Annotated in this window: 13 protein-coding genes, 1 pseudogene and 1 riboswitch; of the genes and pseudogenes, 5 read left to right on the top strand and 9 right to left on the bottom strand. The window is 68.7% G+C overall.

What is annotated here, in order from left to right; translation table 11 throughout:
* Nucleotides 1–1,571 (bottom strand): diguanylate cyclase (locus FV229_RS08915; RefSeq protein WP_246688111.1); only part of this gene is annotated, 1,571 nt, incomplete at its 3' end.
* Between the two features lie 189 nt (nt 1,572–1,760).
* Complete coding sequence (locus tag FV229_RS08910) at nt 1,761–3,962, bottom strand: transglycosylase domain-containing protein (RefSeq protein ID WP_147751617.1); 2,202 nt, start codon at nt 3,960–3,962, stop codon at nt 1,761–1,763.
* Nucleotides 3,963–4,239: 277 nt separating this feature from the next.
* Here FV229_RS08910 and FV229_RS08905 point away from each other — a divergent pair, with 277 nt between their 5' ends.
* Complete coding sequence (locus FV229_RS08905; protein ID WP_147751616.1) at nt 4,240–4,491, top strand: PilZ domain-containing protein; 252 nt, start codon at nt 4,240–4,242, stop codon at nt 4,489–4,491.
* Between the two features lie 37 nt (nt 4,492–4,528).
* Here the strand turns inward: FV229_RS08905 and FV229_RS08900 are convergent, their stop codons facing one another.
* The 3 genes from FV229_RS08900 to FV229_RS08890 form a co-directional block, all read right to left on the bottom strand.
* On the bottom strand, nt 4,529–5,614 hold the full coding sequence (locus FV229_RS08900; RefSeq protein ID WP_147751615.1) for an acyltransferase family protein: 1,086 nt from the start codon (nt 5,612–5,614) through the stop codon (nt 4,529–4,531).
* 174 nt (nt 5,615–5,788) lie between these two features.
* Entirely contained in the window at nt 5,789–6,157 is a 369-nt protein-coding gene (locus tag FV229_RS08895) for an HNH endonuclease (RefSeq protein ID WP_147751614.1), read from the bottom strand.
* A gap of 66 nt (nt 6,158–6,223) precedes the next feature.
* Entirely contained in the window at nt 6,224–7,060 is an 837-nt protein-coding gene (locus tag FV229_RS08890; protein ID WP_147751613.1) for an alpha/beta hydrolase, read from the bottom strand.
* Between the two features lie 118 nt (nt 7,061–7,178).
* Nucleotides 7,179–7,287: riboswitch (TPP riboswitch) on the top strand.
* A 74-nt stretch (nt 7,288–7,361) separates the two neighbouring features.
* Between FV229_RS08890 and thiC the strand changes: the two genes are divergently transcribed.
* Together thiC and FV229_RS08880 are read left to right on the top strand one after the other, a co-directional pair.
* A complete protein-coding gene (thiC, locus tag FV229_RS08885; protein ID WP_147751612.1) occupies nt 7,362–9,251 on the top strand; it encodes a phosphomethylpyrimidine synthase ThiC in 1,890 nt (629 codons plus the stop codon).
* Nucleotides 9,252–9,420: 169 nt separating this feature from the next.
* Nucleotides 9,421–9,795 (top strand): hypothetical protein, encoded by a 375-nt coding sequence (locus FV229_RS08880; RefSeq protein ID WP_147751611.1) that lies wholly within the window; start codon nt 9,421–9,423, stop codon nt 9,793–9,795.
* A gap of 250 nt (nt 9,796–10,045) precedes the next feature.
* Here the strand turns inward: FV229_RS08880 and FV229_RS08875 are convergent.
* Nucleotides 10,046–12,292: pseudogene (locus FV229_RS08875) on the bottom strand (DUF1522 domain-containing protein).
* A gap of 241 nt (nt 12,293–12,533) precedes the next feature.
* Between FV229_RS08875 and FV229_RS08870 the strand changes: the two are divergent.
* The gene (locus tag FV229_RS08870) at nt 12,534–12,923 is read left to right on the top strand and encodes a flagellar biosynthesis repressor FlbT (protein ID WP_147751610.1); all 390 of its coding nucleotides are present in this window, start codon (nt 12,534–12,536) and stop codon (nt 12,921–12,923) included.
* A 348-nt stretch (nt 12,924–13,271) separates the two neighbouring features.
* Here FV229_RS08870 and flaF read toward each other — a convergent pair whose 3' ends face one another.
* The 3 genes from flaF to FV229_RS08855 all read right to left on the bottom strand — a co-directional run bounded on the left by flaF (nt 13,272) and on the right by FV229_RS08855 (nt 16,606).
* Entirely contained in the window at nt 13,272–13,631 is a 360-nt protein-coding gene (gene flaF / locus FV229_RS08865; RefSeq protein ID WP_147751609.1) for a flagellar biosynthesis regulator FlaF, read from the bottom strand.
* A gap of 83 nt (nt 13,632–13,714) precedes the next feature.
* Nucleotides 13,715–15,340 (bottom strand): ABC-F family ATP-binding cassette domain-containing protein, encoded by a 1,626-nt coding sequence (locus FV229_RS08860; protein ID WP_147751608.1) that lies wholly within the window; start codon nt 15,338–15,340, stop codon nt 13,715–13,717.
* A 78-nt stretch (nt 15,341–15,418) separates the two neighbouring features.
* Entirely contained in the window at nt 15,419–16,606 is a 1,188-nt protein-coding gene (locus FV229_RS08855; RefSeq protein WP_147751607.1) for a patatin-like phospholipase family protein, read from the bottom strand.
* A 415-nt stretch (nt 16,607–17,021) separates the two neighbouring features.
* Between FV229_RS08855 and FV229_RS08850 the strand changes: the two genes are divergently transcribed.
* Nucleotides 17,022–17,561, top strand: a complete 540-nt coding sequence (locus FV229_RS08850) for a GcrA family cell cycle regulator (protein WP_147751606.1) — start codon at nt 17,022–17,024, stop codon at nt 17,559–17,561.
* The last annotated feature ends 9 nt before the right edge of the window (nt 17,562–17,570 follow it).

Genomic DNA, 17,570 nt, shown 5'->3' with positions numbered 1-17,570 from the left:
GCGTGGGCCGCCGCGCGGACGCGGTTGCGGCCGGCGCGCTTGGCCGCGTAGAGCGCGGCGTCTGCGTCGGCGAACATGGCCGCCGCGTCGTCGCCCGGTCCCGGCACCCGGCAGGCGAGGCCGACGCTGATCGTGGCGACGCCGCCGACATCGGTGGCGTGCGCGATCTGGAGCCCGACCACCGCGCGGCGGATGCGGTCGGCGAGCGCGCGCACCGCGTCGTCGGGCAAGCCGGACAGGATCACCGCGAACTCCTCGCCGCCGATCCGGCAGGCGACCGCGTCGAGGCCGGCCAGGCGCTGCAGCACGCACGCGGCCAGGGCCTGGAGGACCGCGTCGCCGCGGTGATGGCCGAAATGGTCGTTGAACCGCTTGAAGTGGTCCGCATCGAGCAGCAGCAGCGCGATCGGCTCGCGATGGCGCACGGCGCGCTGCCAGGCCTCGTCGAGGGCCGCGTCGTAGCGGCGGCGGTTGGGCAGGCCGGTGAGGCTGTCGGTGAGCGCGAGGCGCGACAGCTCGGCGTTGGCGGTGCGCGCAGAATCCTCCGCCACCGTGCGCTGGGTCATCTCCCGGTGGAGCACCAGCATCGAGCCGAGGGTGACGCAGATCAGGCCCAGGATCAGCGCCGCGATCCAGAGCGCCTTCGAAAGCCAGACGGCGCGGATGCTGTCGACGCCGGTCGAGACGTTGACGACGAGCGGCAGGCCTTCGAGGTTGGCGAAGGCGTAGAGGCGGTCCTTGCCGTCGAGCGTGGAGGTGCCGACGAACATCCCGCGCCGCGCCTCCCGGTGCCGCAGGAAGACCGGCCCGTCCGCGACGTTGCGCCCGACGTAGCCTGCCCCGTAGGGATGCCGCAGCATCAGCGTCCCGTCCTGGTGGAAGACGTTGATGTGGGCGCCGGGATCGACCCGCAGCCGTGCGAACTGCGACTGGAAGTACGACAGGTGGATCGCCCCACTCACCATCCCCCCGAACGTGCCGTCCGCCTTCACGATCGGCCGGCTCAGGCCCATGATCGACCGGCCCGAGATGCGCGACGTCCGCGGGCCGGTGACCACCAGCCCGGCCTGCGGGTCGGCCTTGAGGCGCTGGAATTCGGGCAGGTCGGCGACCGAGTGGCGGCTCGTGGTCTCCGGGTCCGAGGTGATCTGGACCTGGCCGGAGGAATCGACCAGGGCGATGACGCCGAGGCCCGCCGCCGAGGCGGCGTTGTCGAACAGCACCTCGCGCCGCAGGTTGGGCGGCAGCTCGATCAGGTTCGGCTGGGTGGCGCGGACGGCGGCGGCCTGGAGCGACAGGTCGTACATCACGACGTTGCGGGACACGGCCTCCTCGATCATGCCGAGCAGGTTCTGTGCGTTCGTCTCGGCGCGCCGCCACGCGCCGTCGCGCAGGTCGTAGATCAGGTAGGCGCCGAGGATCGCGAGGCAGGCGGTGACGCCGATGCCGAACCGGGCGATCAACAGGGAGGCACGGTCCTTCCGCAGGGGCGCCGTCGCGGCGGACGCCAGGTCGGCGAGCACCGACCTGGAAAACTTCGCCTTGCTGGCAAACATCGCTTTGGCAGACATCGACCGCGGACCCAAACTCGAAGCCTCACGACGATGATGCAAGCGAGAGGAGTATTTTAGCCTAACGCGCCCAATCTGTAGTAGAAAGACTGATCAACATGCTGAACGCTTCGTCAATCGCAAGTCCGGTGCACCCCTCTGACGTTGCAAGCGATGCCGGCGAGGCCTTTCCGAGGCCTACACCGACGATCAATCGCCGAGGCCGAACAGCTTCTCGATGAAGTTCCGGTCGTCCGCGTCGCGGGCCGCCGGACGCCGCGCGGCTGTGGCCCGGGGTGCCGGGGCGGGTGCGGGCGGCTCGCCGAAGATCTGCCCGAGAATGTTGCCCGGGTTCGGCGCGCTCGCCACCGAGGCCGTCGTCTCGGGCGCCTTGCGCCACCGGTTGAGGCCGGGCAGCGGCACCGGCGTCTGACCCTTCAGGGCGACGCTCATGTAGGTCTTCCAGATCTCCACCGGCAGGTTGCCGCCGGACGCCTTCTTGGTCGGCTCGCCGTCGTCGTTGCCGAGCCAGATCCCGGTGACCAGGCTGCCGGAATAGCCGATGAACCAGGCGTCGCGGAAATCCTGGCTGGTGCCGGTCTTGCCGGCCAGATCCCAGCCGGGGATGTCGCCCTTCTTGGCGGTGCCGATCACGAAGGTCTCGTGCATCATCGCGTTCATCATGCCGACGGCGTTCGGATCGATGACGCGGCCGAGGCCGCCTTCGCCGCGCTTGTACAGGACCTTGCCGTCGACGCCCTTCACCCCGGCGACGACGTAGGGGATCACCCCCGTGCCGCCGTTGGCGAAGGCGCCGTAGGCCCCGACCATCTCCAGCGGCGTCACCTCCGAGGTGCCGAGCGCGATCGAGCCGTTGGCCTGCAGCGGCGAGGTGATGCCGAGCCGCTGCGCCGTCTGCACCACCGCCTTGGCTCCGACCTCCTGGCCGAGGCGCACGGCGACCGTGTTGAGCGACAGGGCGAGCGCGGTGCGCAGGGTGACCGGTCCCTCGTACTGGTGCGAATAGTTCTCGGGCTGCCAATTGCCGATCTTGATCGGCGCGTCCTCCTTGACCGTGTCCGGCGTCGCCCCGCGCTCGACTGCGGCGAGGTAGACGAACGGCTTGAACGAGGAGCCCGGCTGGCGCTTGGCCGTGGTGGCGCGATTGAACTGGCTCTGCGCGTAGTCGCGCCCGCCGATCAGCGCGCGGATCGCGCCGTCCGGCCGCATCGAGACGAGTGCGCCCTGGCCGACGTTGTAGCGCCCGCCCTTGGCGTTGAGCTCGTCGACGAGCGCCTTCTCGGCGGTCGCCTGCAGGGTGGTGTCGATCGTGGTCTGGACGACGATGTCGCCCTCGATCGTGCCGACGAAGTCGTCGAGCACGTCCATCACCAGGTCGGCGACGTAGTTCGCCGAGCCGCCGCCGCGGCTGCTCGCCGGGCGCGCCGGCTGGGCGAGCGCGACCTTGGCGTCCTGGGCGGTGATGAAGCCGAGCTCCTGCATCGCCGCGACGACCTGGGCGGCGCGCGCCTGGGCTGCCGGCAGGTTGCGGTTCGGCGCCAGCCGCGAGGGGGCCTGGACGAGGCCGCCGAGCATCGCGGCTTCCGCGACGCTGACGTTCTTGGCCGGCTTGCCGAAGTAGCGCTGCGCCGCCGCCTCGACGCCGTAGGCGCCGGCTCCGAAATAGACCCGGTTCAGATAGAGCTCGAGCAGCTCGTCCTTGGTGTACTTGTGCTCCAGCCAGAGGGCGAGGATCGCCTCCTGGATCTTTCGCGAGGCCGAGCGCTCGGGGGTGAGGAACAGGTTCTTGGCGAGCTGCTGCGTCAGCGTCGAGCCGCCCTGGGCGACGCCGCGGCGCGTCAGGTTCTGGCCGATGGCGCGCAGGATGCCGACCGGATCGACGCCGAAATGACTATAGAAGCGCCTGTCCTCGATCGCCACGAAGGCGCGCGGAAGGTAGGTCGGCAGCTCCTTGATGCCGACGACGCGACCGCCGGTCTCGCCGCGGTTGGCGAGCAGCGAGCCGTCGGATGCCAGGATGGCGATGTTCGGCGGGCGCTTGGGCACCGCGAGCTGGTCGATCGGCGGCAGCTGCGAGGCGTGGTAGGCGATGAGGCCGGCGATGCCGACCACCGCCCACAGGCCGAGCACCCACCCGGCGTAGACGAGGCGCCCGAGCAGGGATCGCCTGCGTACTTTCTTGCCCCCGCTGCGGCGCGCGCCGCTTTTTGCTGCGGGCTTCGCCCGGCGGCTGCCCTTGTCCTCGCCGTCCCGAACTCTGCTCGCCACGCCGCCTCCCGGGCGATCGTCCCGCGACAGGCGCAGGTCCGCGCCGCCACGACCTGCGCCGCGCCCTTCGGGCACGTCGAAGTTCGGTTCGCCCCGGCCGTCCCGTCCGCGTCCGTTCGCCATGCGTCCCGTCTGTCCTGAGGCCCCGTGGGCACGCGCGACGCGAAGGCTGCGCGCGGCGATCGTCGGAGGCCCGGTTCCGCACGGTAAATGCGGCGGGTTTAAGGGATGTTAACCGCCGATTTTCAGAAGTCGTTGAGGATCAGGCACTTGGGTTTGGGCCGGCAGGATTCTCCCGGGATCCGCGGTGGCGCGCCGACGGTCTGCGCTCGGCCGCTTGGGGCATTTGCTAAGCCTCGGCGTGCATGATGCGCTCCGCCTCCAATCCTCGGGTGATGCCATGAGCGACAATCGACGCAACACCCCGCGCAAGGATGCCTTCCAGGTCGCGAGCTTGGTCGCCGAGGGCGGCGCGGGCGCGCAGGAATGTCTCGTCTGGGACGTGTCGGCGACCGGCGCCCAGCTCGAGCTTGCGCCCGAGGTCGTCGTGCCGGACCGGTTCACGCTGCAGGTGACCGCCTACGAGCCGCCGCGGCGCTGCCGCGTCGTGCGGCGCGAGGGCCGCCGCCTGGGGGTGCATTTCGAAGGCTGAGGCCTGAGGACACTGCGATGGCCTCGGACGGGGCAGATCAGGCCGCCTGAAGCGCCGGCGCCTGCGAGTTCGCTGCGGTCGCGATGTGGAACGCCTTCGGACGGACGAACAGGACGCGAAGCACGGTGCCGCGCACCGCACGCTCCAGCGCCAGCGGCACGATCACGGCGACCGCCATCACTGTCAGGCTGGCGAGCCCGACGTCGGTGATCAGCCCGGCCTTGACCAGCAGCGTCCGCGTCGCGGCCATCGGCAGGAAGAACGCCAGATAGATCACGATCGAGCGCCGTCCGCAGGCGCGCAAGGAAGTGGCGACCGGCCCGCCGGCCACCGTCAGGAGCGCCGCGCCCGCGACGATGGCGAGGGCGCCGGCTCCGCCGAGGATCAGGGCGACCACCGGCAGACTGGCCAGGGTCGGGTAGCCGGGAAGGCTCGACGGCGTGAAGGCGAGCCACGCCTCGATGCCCGCCCAGAGCAGCAGGAACGTGCAGGCGATGCGCGGGGCCGCCGCCGCCCGGTCGGCCAGGGCGAAGATGCGATCGGCGAAGACGTATCCGGCCAGGAAGTAGACGTAGCGGGCGCAGAACTCCTCCGCGAGGTAGGATGGGGTGGCGATGGGCGCGACCTGCAGCAGCGCGGCGCCGGCCAGCAGCACCGCGGGCGGCACGCGACGCAGCATCTTGGTCGCGACCGAGAACACCGCGAGCAGGTAGATGAACCATAGGGTCGAGTACGGCTCGACCAGTGCGTTCAGGAGGTGGGTGGCGAAGGCGCCGGGGCCGGCCTCGCCGACGATCGCCGGGTATTTCGCCAGCGACTGGATCACGACCCAGAGCCCGTAGAAATACGCGAAGTGCACCACGCGCCGGTCGGCGAACAGGCGCCACGGGCGATCGATCACCCGTCCGAGGAACAGGCCCGACAGCAGGAAGAAGTCAGGGATGCGGAACGGCTTGGCGAAAGTCACCACCGTGTGGAGGAACCCCTCGCCCTCCATCGCCGCCCCGGTCCCCAGGGTGGAATGCATCATCACCACGAGGAGGATGCAGATGCCCTTGGCGACGTCGACCCAGGCGAGACGCAGCGCCTCCGCCGGCACAGCCGCGCCCGCCTCCCCAAACATCGCCGCCTCCCGAACGTTGCGCGGACGCAACCCTGAAGCGAGACCCGTAAAGGCCGCCTGAGCCGGCCTGCTCCATCGCGCAACATGGCGAACGAGGGGTAAACCGAGGGCGCCTGCGGGGCGGGACCAGCTCCGGCGCTGGTCAGCTCTTGCTGTGGTCAGCTCTTGCTGTCGTCAGTTCTTGCGCTTGGCCGCGCGGCGGTCGCGCGTCATCCGCGTGGCGGCGTGGAAGTCATCGGGCTTGGTCCGCACCCAGGCGATGAAGCGGGCGATCTCCGGTTCGGCCCGCAGCGCGGCCACGTCGGCGAGCCGGCGTGCGAGTTCGGCTTCGCTGTGGCGGGCATGGATCGCCGAGTGGCAAACCTGATGCAGCCGGACCGTGATGCCGTGGGTGCCTCCCTTCAGCTTCGGCACGAGGTGGTGCAGGCTCGACCGGGCGCGCGGCGGGATCGGCCGCTCGCAGAGCGGGCAGATCACCGGTTCAGGGCTGCGGGCCCAGACGTCCGGTTCATCCTCGCGCCAGCGCCGTTCGCGTCGCCCCAAAGCCCCGTCTCCCTCCACATCCGCGCCCTCCGGAATATGGGATCGGCGCAAATTCGGGGCGCGGCGTCACGGCGTCGCTGCGGCGGGCGTCGGGCATGCTGCGCGAAGGGAATCGCCGAACATCGTCTCGGCCAGCCGGTCTCGGGTACCGAGCACCGAGACGTGGTCGCCCGCCACAGACTCGAAGCGCGCGCCCTCCCCCGCCGCCGTCGCAAGCCGGCGCCCGAGCTTCACCGGGACGACGCCGTCCTCGGTGCCGTGGACGATCAGCACCGGGCCGCCGGCCCGGGCGATGCGCGCGTCGGAGCGCCAGGTATCGCGGAGGAGGAAGGTCGGCGCGTAGGGGAAGGCGAGGCGGACGATGCCGGGCAGCGAATCGAAGGGCGCCTCCAGGTAGAGCCCGAGATGCGGCACCCGCTCGGCCACCGCGACCGCGACCGCCGCACCGAGGGAATGGCCGTGCAGCAGGATCGGGGCGCCGGGCGCGCGCCGTACGGCTTCGGCCACCGCCGCGAGCCCGTCGGCGATCAGCCCGTCCTCGCTCGGCGCGCCGGTCGAACCCGGATACCCGCGATAAGAGATCGCCAGCACGCCCCAGCCGGCGGTGGACCAAGGAGGGGCGGAGAACCGCGCCGCGGCCGGCTCGGGCCGCGAGCCGTTGCCGTGGAAGCTGACCACGACGCCGCATCCCGGCCGCGGCGCGCGCCACAGGGCGTGCAGGCGCTCGTCGTCGGCGGTGAGCAGGGACAGGGCTTGCGTGCCCGGCGGCACAGGCAGCCGCGCCCGCGGGCCGGCGATGAAGGCGCCGGGATAAATCAGGCTGCGCTGGAACAGGCCGAGCGCCCCGAGCAGCAACGCGAACAGGCCGAGCGCGGCGGCCGCCAGGACGAGCAGGATTCGCATGGGGCTCCGTCGCGTTTTCCGCGGGACCCTACACCGATCCGAGACGACGTCGGCATCCGTCCGTTTCCGCCTGATCCGGCCGGCGCATTGACAAAGTCCGGCGGCCCGCGGAGATTCGAACCATTCCGAGGGGGGCCCCACGACCGGGGGCTGAGAGTGGACGCGACGTCCTGACCCTTGAACCTGATCCGGCTCGTACCGGCGGAGGGACGGGAACCTGCGGCGCCTCATCCGGCGCCCGCCGCTTCATCGCATCTCCGTCGCGGCGCGCCGCATCGCCCCAATGCCGGGAGATCCGACGATGAATGCGCCCGTCCTGTCCAAAGACGTCAAAGGTAGCCCCGAGACCGTGACCACGGGTCCGGTCACCGGTTCGCACAAGGTCTACGCGAGCGTGGCCGGCCGGGAGGACATCCGGGTGCCGTTCCGCGAGATCGTGCTCACCGACCCGAACGAGCCGGCGGTGCGGGTCTACGACCCGTCCGGCCCCTACACCGAGACCGACGCCCGCATCGATCTCGCCAAGGGCCTGCCGCCGGTGCGCGACGCCTGGATCGCCAAGCGCGGCTACGCCGCCGTGCAGCCGCGCGTCGTCAAGCCCGAGGACAACGGCTTCGTGCCCGCCGACAAGCTCGTGGCCCCTTGCCCCGCCGAGCGGACCATCCGCAAGGCGGAGCCCGGCCAGATGGTGACCCAGTACGAGTTCGCCCGCGCCGGGATCGTCACCGAGGAGATGATCTACGTCGCCCACCGCGAGAACCTCTGCCGCGAGCAGATGCTGGATCGGGCGCATGCCGCGCTCGCCGACGGCGAGAGCTTCGGCGCCTCGGTGCCGCCGTTCATCACCCCCGAATTCGTGCGGGACGAGGTCGCGCGCGGCCGGGCGATCATCCCGGCCAACATCAACCACACCGAGCTGGAGCCGATGGCGATCGGCCGGAACTTCCTGGTGAAGATCAACGCCAACATCGGCAACTCGGCCGTGACCTCCTCGGCGGCGGAAGAGGTCGAGAAGCTGGTCTGGTCGATCCGCTGGGGCGCCGACACGGTCATGGACCTCTCGACCGGCCGCAACATCCACAACATCCGCTCGTGGATCATCCGCAACTCGCCGGTCCCGATCGGCACGGTGCCGATCTACCAGGCGCTGGAGAAGGTCGGCGGCGACCCGCTCAAGCTCGACTGGGAGGTGTTCAAGGACACGCTCATCGAGCAGGCCGAGCAGGGCATCGACTACTTCACCATTCACGCGGGCGTGCGCCTCGCCCACGTGCCGCTCACCGCGCGGCGCGTCACCGGCATCGTCTCGCGCGGCGGCTCGATCATGGCGCGCTGGTGCCTGGCCGGGCACCGCGAATCGTTCCTCTACGAGCGCTTCGAGGAGATCTGCGACATCTGCCGCGCCTACGACGTCTCGTTCTCGCTGGGCGACGGCCTGCGGCCCGGCTCGATCGCCGACGCCAACGACGCGGCGCAGTTCGCCGAGCTCGAGACCCTGGGCGAGCTCACCAAGATCACCTGGAACAAGGGCTGCCAGACCATGATCGAAGGACCAGGGCATGTGCCGATGCACAAGGTCAAGGTCAACATGGAGAAGCAGCTCGCCGAGTGCGGCGAGGCGCCGTTCTACACCCTCGGTCCGCTGACCACCGACATCGCGCCGGGCTACGATCACATCACCTCCGGCATCGGCGCGGCGATGATCGGCTGGTTCGGCTGCGCGATGCTCTGCTACGTCACGCCGAAGGAGCACCTCGGCCTGCCGAACCGCGACGACGTGAAGACCGGGGTGATCACCTACAAGATCGCCGCGCATGCCGCGGACCTCGCCAAGGGCCACCCGGCGGCGCAGCTGCGCGACGACGCCTTGTCGAAGGCGCGCTTCGACTTCCGCTGGGAGGACCAGTTCAACCTGGGCCTCGACCCGGACACGGCCCGCGCCTACCACGACGAGACCCTGCCCAAGGACGCCCACAAGGTCGCGCATTTCTGCTCGATGTGCGGGCCGAAGTTCTGCTCGATGAAGATCACGCAGGACCTGCGCGCCGAGGTGCTGGCGATGGAGGCTGCGGGCGAGGTGCTGAACACCGCACCGATCCTGACGAGCGCCGAGCGCGAGGCCGGGATGGCGGAGAAGTCCCGCGAGTTCCTGGCCGAGGGCGGCAAGCTCTACGTCGACGCCGCCGAGTAGCAGTATGGGCGAACGGTCCACTTCGACCGTTCGTTAAAAGTCTTCCGACATCGTTGCCGGTCCGTTCAACCTGGCGGACGGCAACGGTGCAGGGGACGCAAGTCTTAAGGTCTCCTTCACGCGGCGGACCTTTGCTGAACCTCATCAGCAATGTGATGAGGAGCGTGGCATGCGCGTATCCGGCCCGAGTCCGATAGCCTCCACTCCGCCGCCCTCCCCCGCTCCGGCGGTGGCGGCGAACGATCCGCGGGCGGCACCCAGCCCTCCGCTCGATCCCGCGGTCCGCCTCGACATCCGCGTCGACGGCCGGTCTTCCGCAGCTGTCCAGAATCCGAAGCCGGTCGAGACACCGCCGGCCGGGAAGACCGAGCGTCGGGTGACCGTCGACGCCGACACGAAAAGCATCGTCTACCAAGTCATCGATTCGAGCTACGGGAACGTCGTCGTCCAGTTGCCTGATCCGGCGGTCCTCAAGAGCCGTGCCTACGCGGAAGCCGCGGCGGCCAAGGTCCAGACCGAGCGGCCCGTCGACCGCACCGCCTGAGGCGCGAACCGGACACGACGAACGCACTGATTGGAAACGAGAAAGGCCGGGCTCCAGGAGCCCGGCCTTTCTCGTTTCCGCCTGCCGATTGCGTCGCTCAACCCGTCGGCGCAAGCCCAGATCCGAGGAGCCAAATTCGCCTTGCGCTACGAACATGGCCCCCGGAGCCGAAAGCCACAGGAGCCAGAGTCGCAACGGTGTTCCGTCGGGAAGAGGACGGCCGCCCGGATCGGGGCGGCCGCCGTGGCGCTTAGCGGAGGAGCTGCAGGACGCCCTGCTGGGCCTGGTTGGCCAGCGACAGCGCCGAGATCGTCAGCGAGTTGCGGGTCGAGAGGGCCTGGGAGTTCGCGGCCTCCTCGTTCAGGTCGGCGCTGGTGAGGTTCGACGAGCCGGTCTGCAGGACGTTGATGATGCTCTTGTTGAAGTTCTGACGGTTCTGCACCACCGACAGGTTGGAGCCGAAGGTCGAAGCCTGAGCCCGAAGCGCGGACGAGGCGGTGGACAGTGAGGCGATCACGTTGTTGGTCGCCGAGTTGTCCTCGAACTCGTTTGCGCCGTTCTGCCCGAGCTTCGACAGGCCGAGGCCCGAAGCGTCGAACTGCACACCCTGAAGGTTCAGGGTCGAGCTGCCCTTCTCGTTGAAGGTCAGCTTCAGGGTGTCGCCGTTCAGCAGGTTGACACCGTTGAAGGATGAGTCCTGAGCCGTCGTCTTGATGTTGTCGAGGATCGAGTTGAACTGGCTCAGCAGCGAGGAACGGGTGGCCTGCGAGTTCACGTCAGCCACCGGTGCGGCGGCCGCCGAGAAAATGCTCGCGGCGGTGCCGCCGATCGCGCCACCGTCGGCGGTGCCGCCGATGGTCGACGACGCGTGGTCGTTGGTGGTCTGGATCGTCAGCTTGCCGCTGGCGTCAATCGTCGCCGACAGGTTATTGGCGCCGAGCTTGGTGTTGAGCTGATCTAGCGTCTTGACGGTGCCGTTCGTGCCATCGCTGAAGGTTACGCTGGCCGCGGTGCCACCGTTGAGGGACGCGAAGGTCAACGTCTTGCCAGACAGGCCGCCAGGAGCCGAGGAGCGCGCGGCTTCGAAGCTCGTGTTTGTTCCGGTGTTGCCGTTCAGGCCGAGAGACGCGAGGGCGTTACCGCTGCCACTAATGCTCAGGTCGGACAAGGTGCCGGTGCTGAGCTTGAGCGAGCCGTTCGCTGCCACCGTGGAGTTCGTCGCACCGGCCGGCGTCGTGATGGACGCCACGCCGGCCGAGGAGTTCGACGAAGTCTGGACGCCGGTGGCGAGATCGACCGCGGTTAGGACGTCGGAGAGCGTGCCGGCCTGCAGGAAGACGGTCGAGTTGCCGCTGCCGTCGGTCAGGATGTTCCCAGTGACGCCGGAGCCACTGGCCACGTTCGCGGTAGCCGGAGGAGCCGAGTTCTTGAAGGTGATGGTCTTGCCGTTGACGTTAAGGGTCGAGCCATCCTGGATCAGGCTGCCAACTGTCGCCGCTGTCGTGGTGCGCACAGCCGATACCGAGGTCGTTCCCGAACCCAGAGAGGTGGTGAGCCCGAGTGCCTTCAGCGAATCCGCCTTGCCGGAGATATTAAGGTCGGCACCCGTCGAGGTCTTCAGCGTGAGGGCACCTGAGGCGAGACCTGAGACGGTCTGGCCCGCGTTTGCTGCGAACGTGGCCACACCAGCGGAGGTGATCGACGCCGACTGAACGCCGCTGGCGAGATCGACTGCATTCTCCAAGTCGCCGACTGTCGCGGTCGTGCCCGCTGCGCCGAGATAGATTGTCGAGTTGCCGTTGCCGTCCGTCAGGACGTTACCGCTGGTGCCCGATCCGGTCGGGATCGCGGTGCCAGTCGGAAGGGCCTGCGTCTTGAACGTGATGGTCTTGCCATTCACGTTCAGCGTGTCGCCGTCCGCGAAGCCGGCATTGGCATCGCCCGCTGTGGTCGTGCCGTTCAGCTTGCTCCCCGTAACTGTCGCGGCGTTGATCACAGTTCCCGTAATCGTCGCGATGCCGCCCCCGAGCGTCTTCCCTCCCGTGACCGGCGTGGCACCGCCCGCGGCACCGCTGGTGACGATGTTGCCGCTCGCTGTCGCGCTTGTATATGCAGTGGTGCCGCGCAGATCCGCTGCACTTGCGCCGGTGATCGTTGTCGAGACGTTCGACTTCGTGGAGTAGCCGATCGTGCTCTGAAGCGCCTGATTGGCGACGGACTTCGCCGAGTCGACGAGCTTCTAGAGCGAGGTGAGGCCAGTGTTGTCGGCCTGGATCACCTGGACGCCGTTCGAGATCGAGTCGAGCAGGTTCGACAGGTCGTTCGAGCGGCTGTCGAGGCCCTGCGAGGTGAAGAACGAGGTCGGGTTGTCGAGGGCAGTGTTGACCTTCTTGCCGGTCGACAGCCGGTTCTGGGTCGTCGCCAGCAGGCTGGCGGTATCCTGGGCGACGAGGAGGTTCTGACGCGTCGCAGACGAAAGCGTGATGCCTGAAGACATGAGATTCGATCCATTCTGATCGGTGCGCCTCCCATTTTGGAGGCTGCCGCCAGAAACCACGTCCGCATTGCCATCGGCTTAATGCGGATGGTGAAGGAATCTCTCCTCGCGAACACCGTATATCCAGCTATCTCGAATTTCGTATACGTATGAATGACTTGCCCAACGAACAAGTGGGATGGATTTACGAAACGTTTACCCGAATTCTGCAACGCTCGCCCGAGCGAAACCCGGGTGACCCATGCCTCTCAAGATCGAGCTAAAGCCGTTCGAGCGCTTGCTGATCGGCGGAACGGCGATCCGCAACGGATCGCGCCGCTCCAGCTTCGTCATCGAGACGGTGACGCCGTTCCTGCGCGAGAGCGACATCATCCTGGAAAGCGAGGCTGACACGGCCTGCAAGCGGCTCTACCTCACGCTGACCGTGATGTACCTCGCCTCGAACCCGCCTGAGGCCGAGGACGCCTTCGTCGTCCAGGCCACCGAACTGATGAAGGCAGCCCCGAGCATGGCTCCGTACATCCACGACATGCACGAGCATATCGCGAGCGCCGACTTCTACCGGGCGCTCAAGCGGTGCAAGGAGCTGATCCAGTACGAGCTGGAGCTCGCGCAGCGGCTCAAGGCTTGAATTTCAGTTTCACACCGAGGCAATGGGACGATCGGTGGAAAACGGATGGTCAGTCGGCGTCTTCACGGCACGACACCGTCCTAAAATGGCCACGCCTTCAAACCGCGGAGGCGCTCTTTATAGAGCGGGCAAAGGCGGGAAGTCTTTTCGGACGTTTCCGACTCCCGTCCGCAATTCAAGATGACTTGGCAGGTGTGGTCGGCCGTCGCACGGCCTTCGGCATCCGGCGGTGCGCGATCGAAGGCCATCCACGCGCGCACGGCACAGCTCGGGTCTCGTCGACCGCATCGTACCGGTCGTGCAGACCGACGCCGCGCCTCCGTCGCGGAGGCGCAGCTTATTCGGCGATCAGGTGCGCAGACCCGCGGCGACCTGCTGGTTGATGTTGATCAGCGCCGTGAGGTTCTCGGGCTTCGGCTCGACGAGGGTGTCGACGATCCGCCGGAACACGAACACCGAAAGGCCGGCGATGTTGTCCTTGACCTCGGACGGCAGCGGGTTCTCCGGAGCCGTCGCGCCGGTCGCGAGGAGCGTCCAGACCTTCTGATTGAAGTTCAGAGCCTTGTTCAGCGAGCCGCCGGCATCGTTCCAGTTGTCGCGCACCGATTCGAGCTGGCGCGCGGCCTTGATCAGCACGGCGGCTTCAGCCTCGCGCGGGCTGAGCACGCTCTGCGCGGTGCGGGCATAGGCGTTTGCAGCGAAACTCATCGATCGGCGGCTCCCCCCCGCGGGCCGGCGGGCACGGAGCGCCTTTATTGCAGACCGCCGTTAACGAGCAGTAAGCGCGCCGGTCACGCCGCCCGCTTCTTACCTTTCTTCTCGCGCCCCTGCCCCGGCGCGCTCTTTCCGGCGCGGGATTGATCGAGGACGAACTTGGCGTAGTCGTCCATGTCACCGGCAAACGGCTTCACCGTGTTGTCGGCCGCGAGCCACAGGCGGTCGGCGACCAGCTCCATCAGCGAGCGGTCGTGGGTGATGAGGATGACCGCGCCCTCGTAATCGTTCAGCGCATCGAGCAGCGCCCGGCGGCTGTCGATGTCGAGGTGGTTGGTCGGCTCGTCGAGGATCAGGAGGTGGGGCGCCCGCATCGCCACGAGGTTGAGCAGCAGCCGCGCCCGCTCGCCGCCCGAGAGCGAATCGACCGTGGTCTCCTGCTTCTCGTAGGCGAGGCCGAAGCTCGCGAGCTTGCCGCGGCGCGCCGATTCGCTGTCCTCCGGGCGCTCGCGCCGGATGATCGCGAGCGGCGTGTCCTTCGGGTCCATCGCCTCGATCTGGTGCTGGTGGAACCAGCCGACCTGCACTCGGCCTTCGCGTGTCATCCGCCCCGAGCGGATGTCGAGGGCGCCGGCGGCCATCTTGGCGAAGGTCGACTTGCCGGCACCGTTGACGCCGAGCAGGCCGATGCGGTCGTCGATGTCGAGGGTCAGGTTCAGGTCGCGCAGGATCGCTGGGTCGTCGTCGTAGCCGACCTCGACGTCGGTGAGATGCATCAGCGGCGGCGCCAGCGGGCGCTTCGGCGACGGCAGGTGGAACGGCGCCACGTGCTCCTCGATCGTCGTCGCGATCGGTTCGAGCTTGGCCAGGCGCTTGACCCGTGACTGCGCCTGCGCCGCCTTCGAAGCCTTCGCCTTGAAGCGGTCGATGAAGCTCTGAAGGTGGGCGCGCTCGGCGTCCTGCTTGGCCTTGGCCGAGAGCTGGAGCCGGGCCTTCTCGGCGCGGCGCCGCTCGAAGTCGTCGTAGCCGCCGGCGTAGAGTTCGAGTTGCCCGTTGGCGACGTGCAGGATCGAATCGACGGAGTTGTTCAGCAGCTCGCGGTCGTGGCTGATGATCAGCGCCGAATGTGGATAGCGCTTCAGCCGCGCCTCGAGCCACAGCGCGCCTTCGAGGTCGAGGTAGTTCGTCGGCTCGTCGAGCAGCAGCACATCGGGGGCGGAAAACAACGCCGCCGCCAGCGCGACCCGCATGCGCCAGCCGCCAGAGAACTCGGACATGGGCCGCTCGAGGTCGGCCACCGAGAAGCCGAGACCCGCCAGGATCTCGCCGGCGCGGGCCGGCGCCCGGTCGGCATCGATCTCGATCAGCCGGCCGTAGATCTCGCCCATGCGCTCGGGCTCGGCGGTCTCGAGCTCGGCGTAGAGAGCGTCGCGCTCGACGTCGGCGGCGAGGATCGTGTCGATCAGGCTGACCGGCGTCGCCGGATGCTCCTGATCGACGGCGCCGATGCGCGCGGTCTTGGGCAGAAACACCGTGCCGGAATCCGGCTGGAACTCGCCCAGCACGATCTTGAACAGGGTCGACTTGCCGACGCCGTTGCGCCCGACGATCCCGACCTTGGCGCCGGGCGGGATCGCCACTGCAGCCTTCGTGAAGAAGCGCCGCCCCCACATGTTGAAGGTCAAGTCTTCGATCTGCAGCATGATAGGGGTCACGGGGTGGGAGCGGAGGCGCTCCCCACTCCCTACCGCACTGCAGCAAATAGTGCGAGCGGCGCGGCCCTACCGTGTGGCGGCGGTGGCGATCGCCTTCGTCAGGGGCGCGGCCGGCACCGTGTTCTCCCAGAAACGCCCGGTCTTCGCGCGCTCGAAGCCGGCCTCGTAGAGGTTGCGCATGTAGGTGGTGTCGAAGCCGTCCGGCGTCGCCAGCTTGGGCCCGTCCTCCGGGATGTAGGTGAGGTTGAAGCCGATGCCGTTCTCGCGGGCGAAGGCGTACGTTGCGGCCAACGTCTGGCGGCTGCGCGCACGGCTCGCGGTGGTGAAGGAGCGCCCGACGATCGACAGGGTGTTGTTCTGCGTCACGTCGAATTCCGGCTCCAGGCGGCCGTTGATGATGACGTAGATCCGCCCTCGCTGTCCGGTCTGTAGGCGCTTGTCACGCAGCAGCAGGGCCTGCGGCAGGGTGAAGACCGGCGTGACCACGGATCCGTCGACGTGCAGCTCCTGGAAGGCGCGCCCGTCGGCCTGCACGTCGATGAGTTGGGGCGGGAACACCGCCGGGATGCTCGCCGACGCGGTGAGCACGTCGCGGAACAGGTCGAGCGCGTTCGGCGCGCCGCTCGCGGCGATGGCGCCCATGTTCCAGATCGTGGCGCGCTGGCTGTCGAGGTTCGTCGTCACCACCAGCAGGCGGCGACCCTTGGCGTGCTCGGCGGCGACGGCCGCGAGCAGGTCGGCGTTGACGTAGCGGCCGACGAGGTCGCGCAGGCGCCCGTCGCCGAACAGGCCGGAGCCGAACAGCACGTTCACCACGCTCGGGCTCTGCACCAAGGTACCGGCGATGCCGCTGGTGTAGATGTCAGTGAGATAGGAATCATACGAGGTGCCGAGGAACGCGAACGGCGCGATCAGCGATCCCGTGCTGACGCCCGACACCAGCGAGAATTCCGGCCGCGTGCCCGAAGCCGACCAGCCGTTGAGCACGCCGGCCCCGTAGGCGCCGTCCCCGCCGCCGCCGGACAGGGCGAGATAGCTGAAGCCCTGGCGCTTGTTCTGGGGGGTTGCGGCCATCTCGGTGAAGGTCTCGACCGAGGCGTCGGAGAAGACGCGCGCGCCGGGGATGCCTGGCACGCCGGCCACCGCCGCCTCGGCGGCCGTGTACGGAATCCTCGGCACCGAGGAGCAGGCGGCAACCTGGGCCGCGAAAGCGAGCACGAGGCACCCGCGCAGCCAACCATATCGACGCGACATCGTCAAAAAACCCCAAGCCCGACGAGGGCCGTCACGGCAAGCGAACGAGCTTGGCCATAGTACCGTTCCTGGCCTTCGGCGGCAATGGAACCGTACGCCCACAGGTGGTGCACCAGGGTCACACGCGTGCCGTCCGGAACGCCTGGGTTCCCTAGCGGACATTGGGCGGTGGACAGCCTTCGCTCCGGTTCCCGCGCCCTTGCATCGGCGGAGAACGGTCCTGTAGGTTGACCGCGTCGCCGGATGCCTCAGGGGGGTACGGCGGCATGACCAGCGGCGCGCACGACGGGCTTCGCGCCGGCCTCGTCCCGAGCTTCGGGGGCGGCCGGATCGCGAGGACAGGTCGCGTCCGATCCGCGCCTTCACTGCCGGGGATCGAGGCAGCCCGCGGGTTCAGATCGGGAGGGGCGAGACCATGGATACCATCTTGAGTTGGACGGACGAGCGGGTGACGCTGCTGCGCCAGCTGTGGGAAGACGGCCAGAGCGCGAGCAAGATCGCGGCGCAGCTCGGCGGCGTCACTCGCAACGCGGTGATCGGCAAGGTGCACCGGCTCGGGCTGTCAGGCCGCGTGTTGAAGCCGGTCGAGGATGCGACGGCCGCCCGGCGCAAGCCCGCCCAGGAGGTCGAGATCGAGACCGCCATCGCCGTGGTCGAGGTCGAGATCGAGGCGCCCGAGCCAGTAGCGATCCTTTCGCACCGGCCCGCGCCGGACTTCCCCGTCCCGGCCGCCAAGCCCGAGCCCGTGGCGCTCGCCGCCTCGCAGCGGGTGACGATCATGGACCTCCGGGAATCGATGTGCCGTTGGCCGATCGGCGACCCGACCACGCCGGAATTCGGATTCTGCGGCGCGCGCTCGATCACCGGCCTGCCCTACTGCACGCACCACGCCCAGATCGCCTATCAGCCGGCGGCTGAGCGCAAGCGCGACCGCCGCGTGGCCGGCTTCCGCTAAGAGCCTGTT

This window comes from Methylobacterium sp. WL120 (genome assembly GCF_008039465.1).
Lineage (GTDB): Bacteria > Pseudomonadota > Alphaproteobacteria > Rhizobiales > Beijerinckiaceae > Methylobacterium > Methylobacterium cerastii.
Note: the sequence above shows the minus strand (reverse complement) of the source record. Positions and strands in the feature narration are given on the sequence as shown.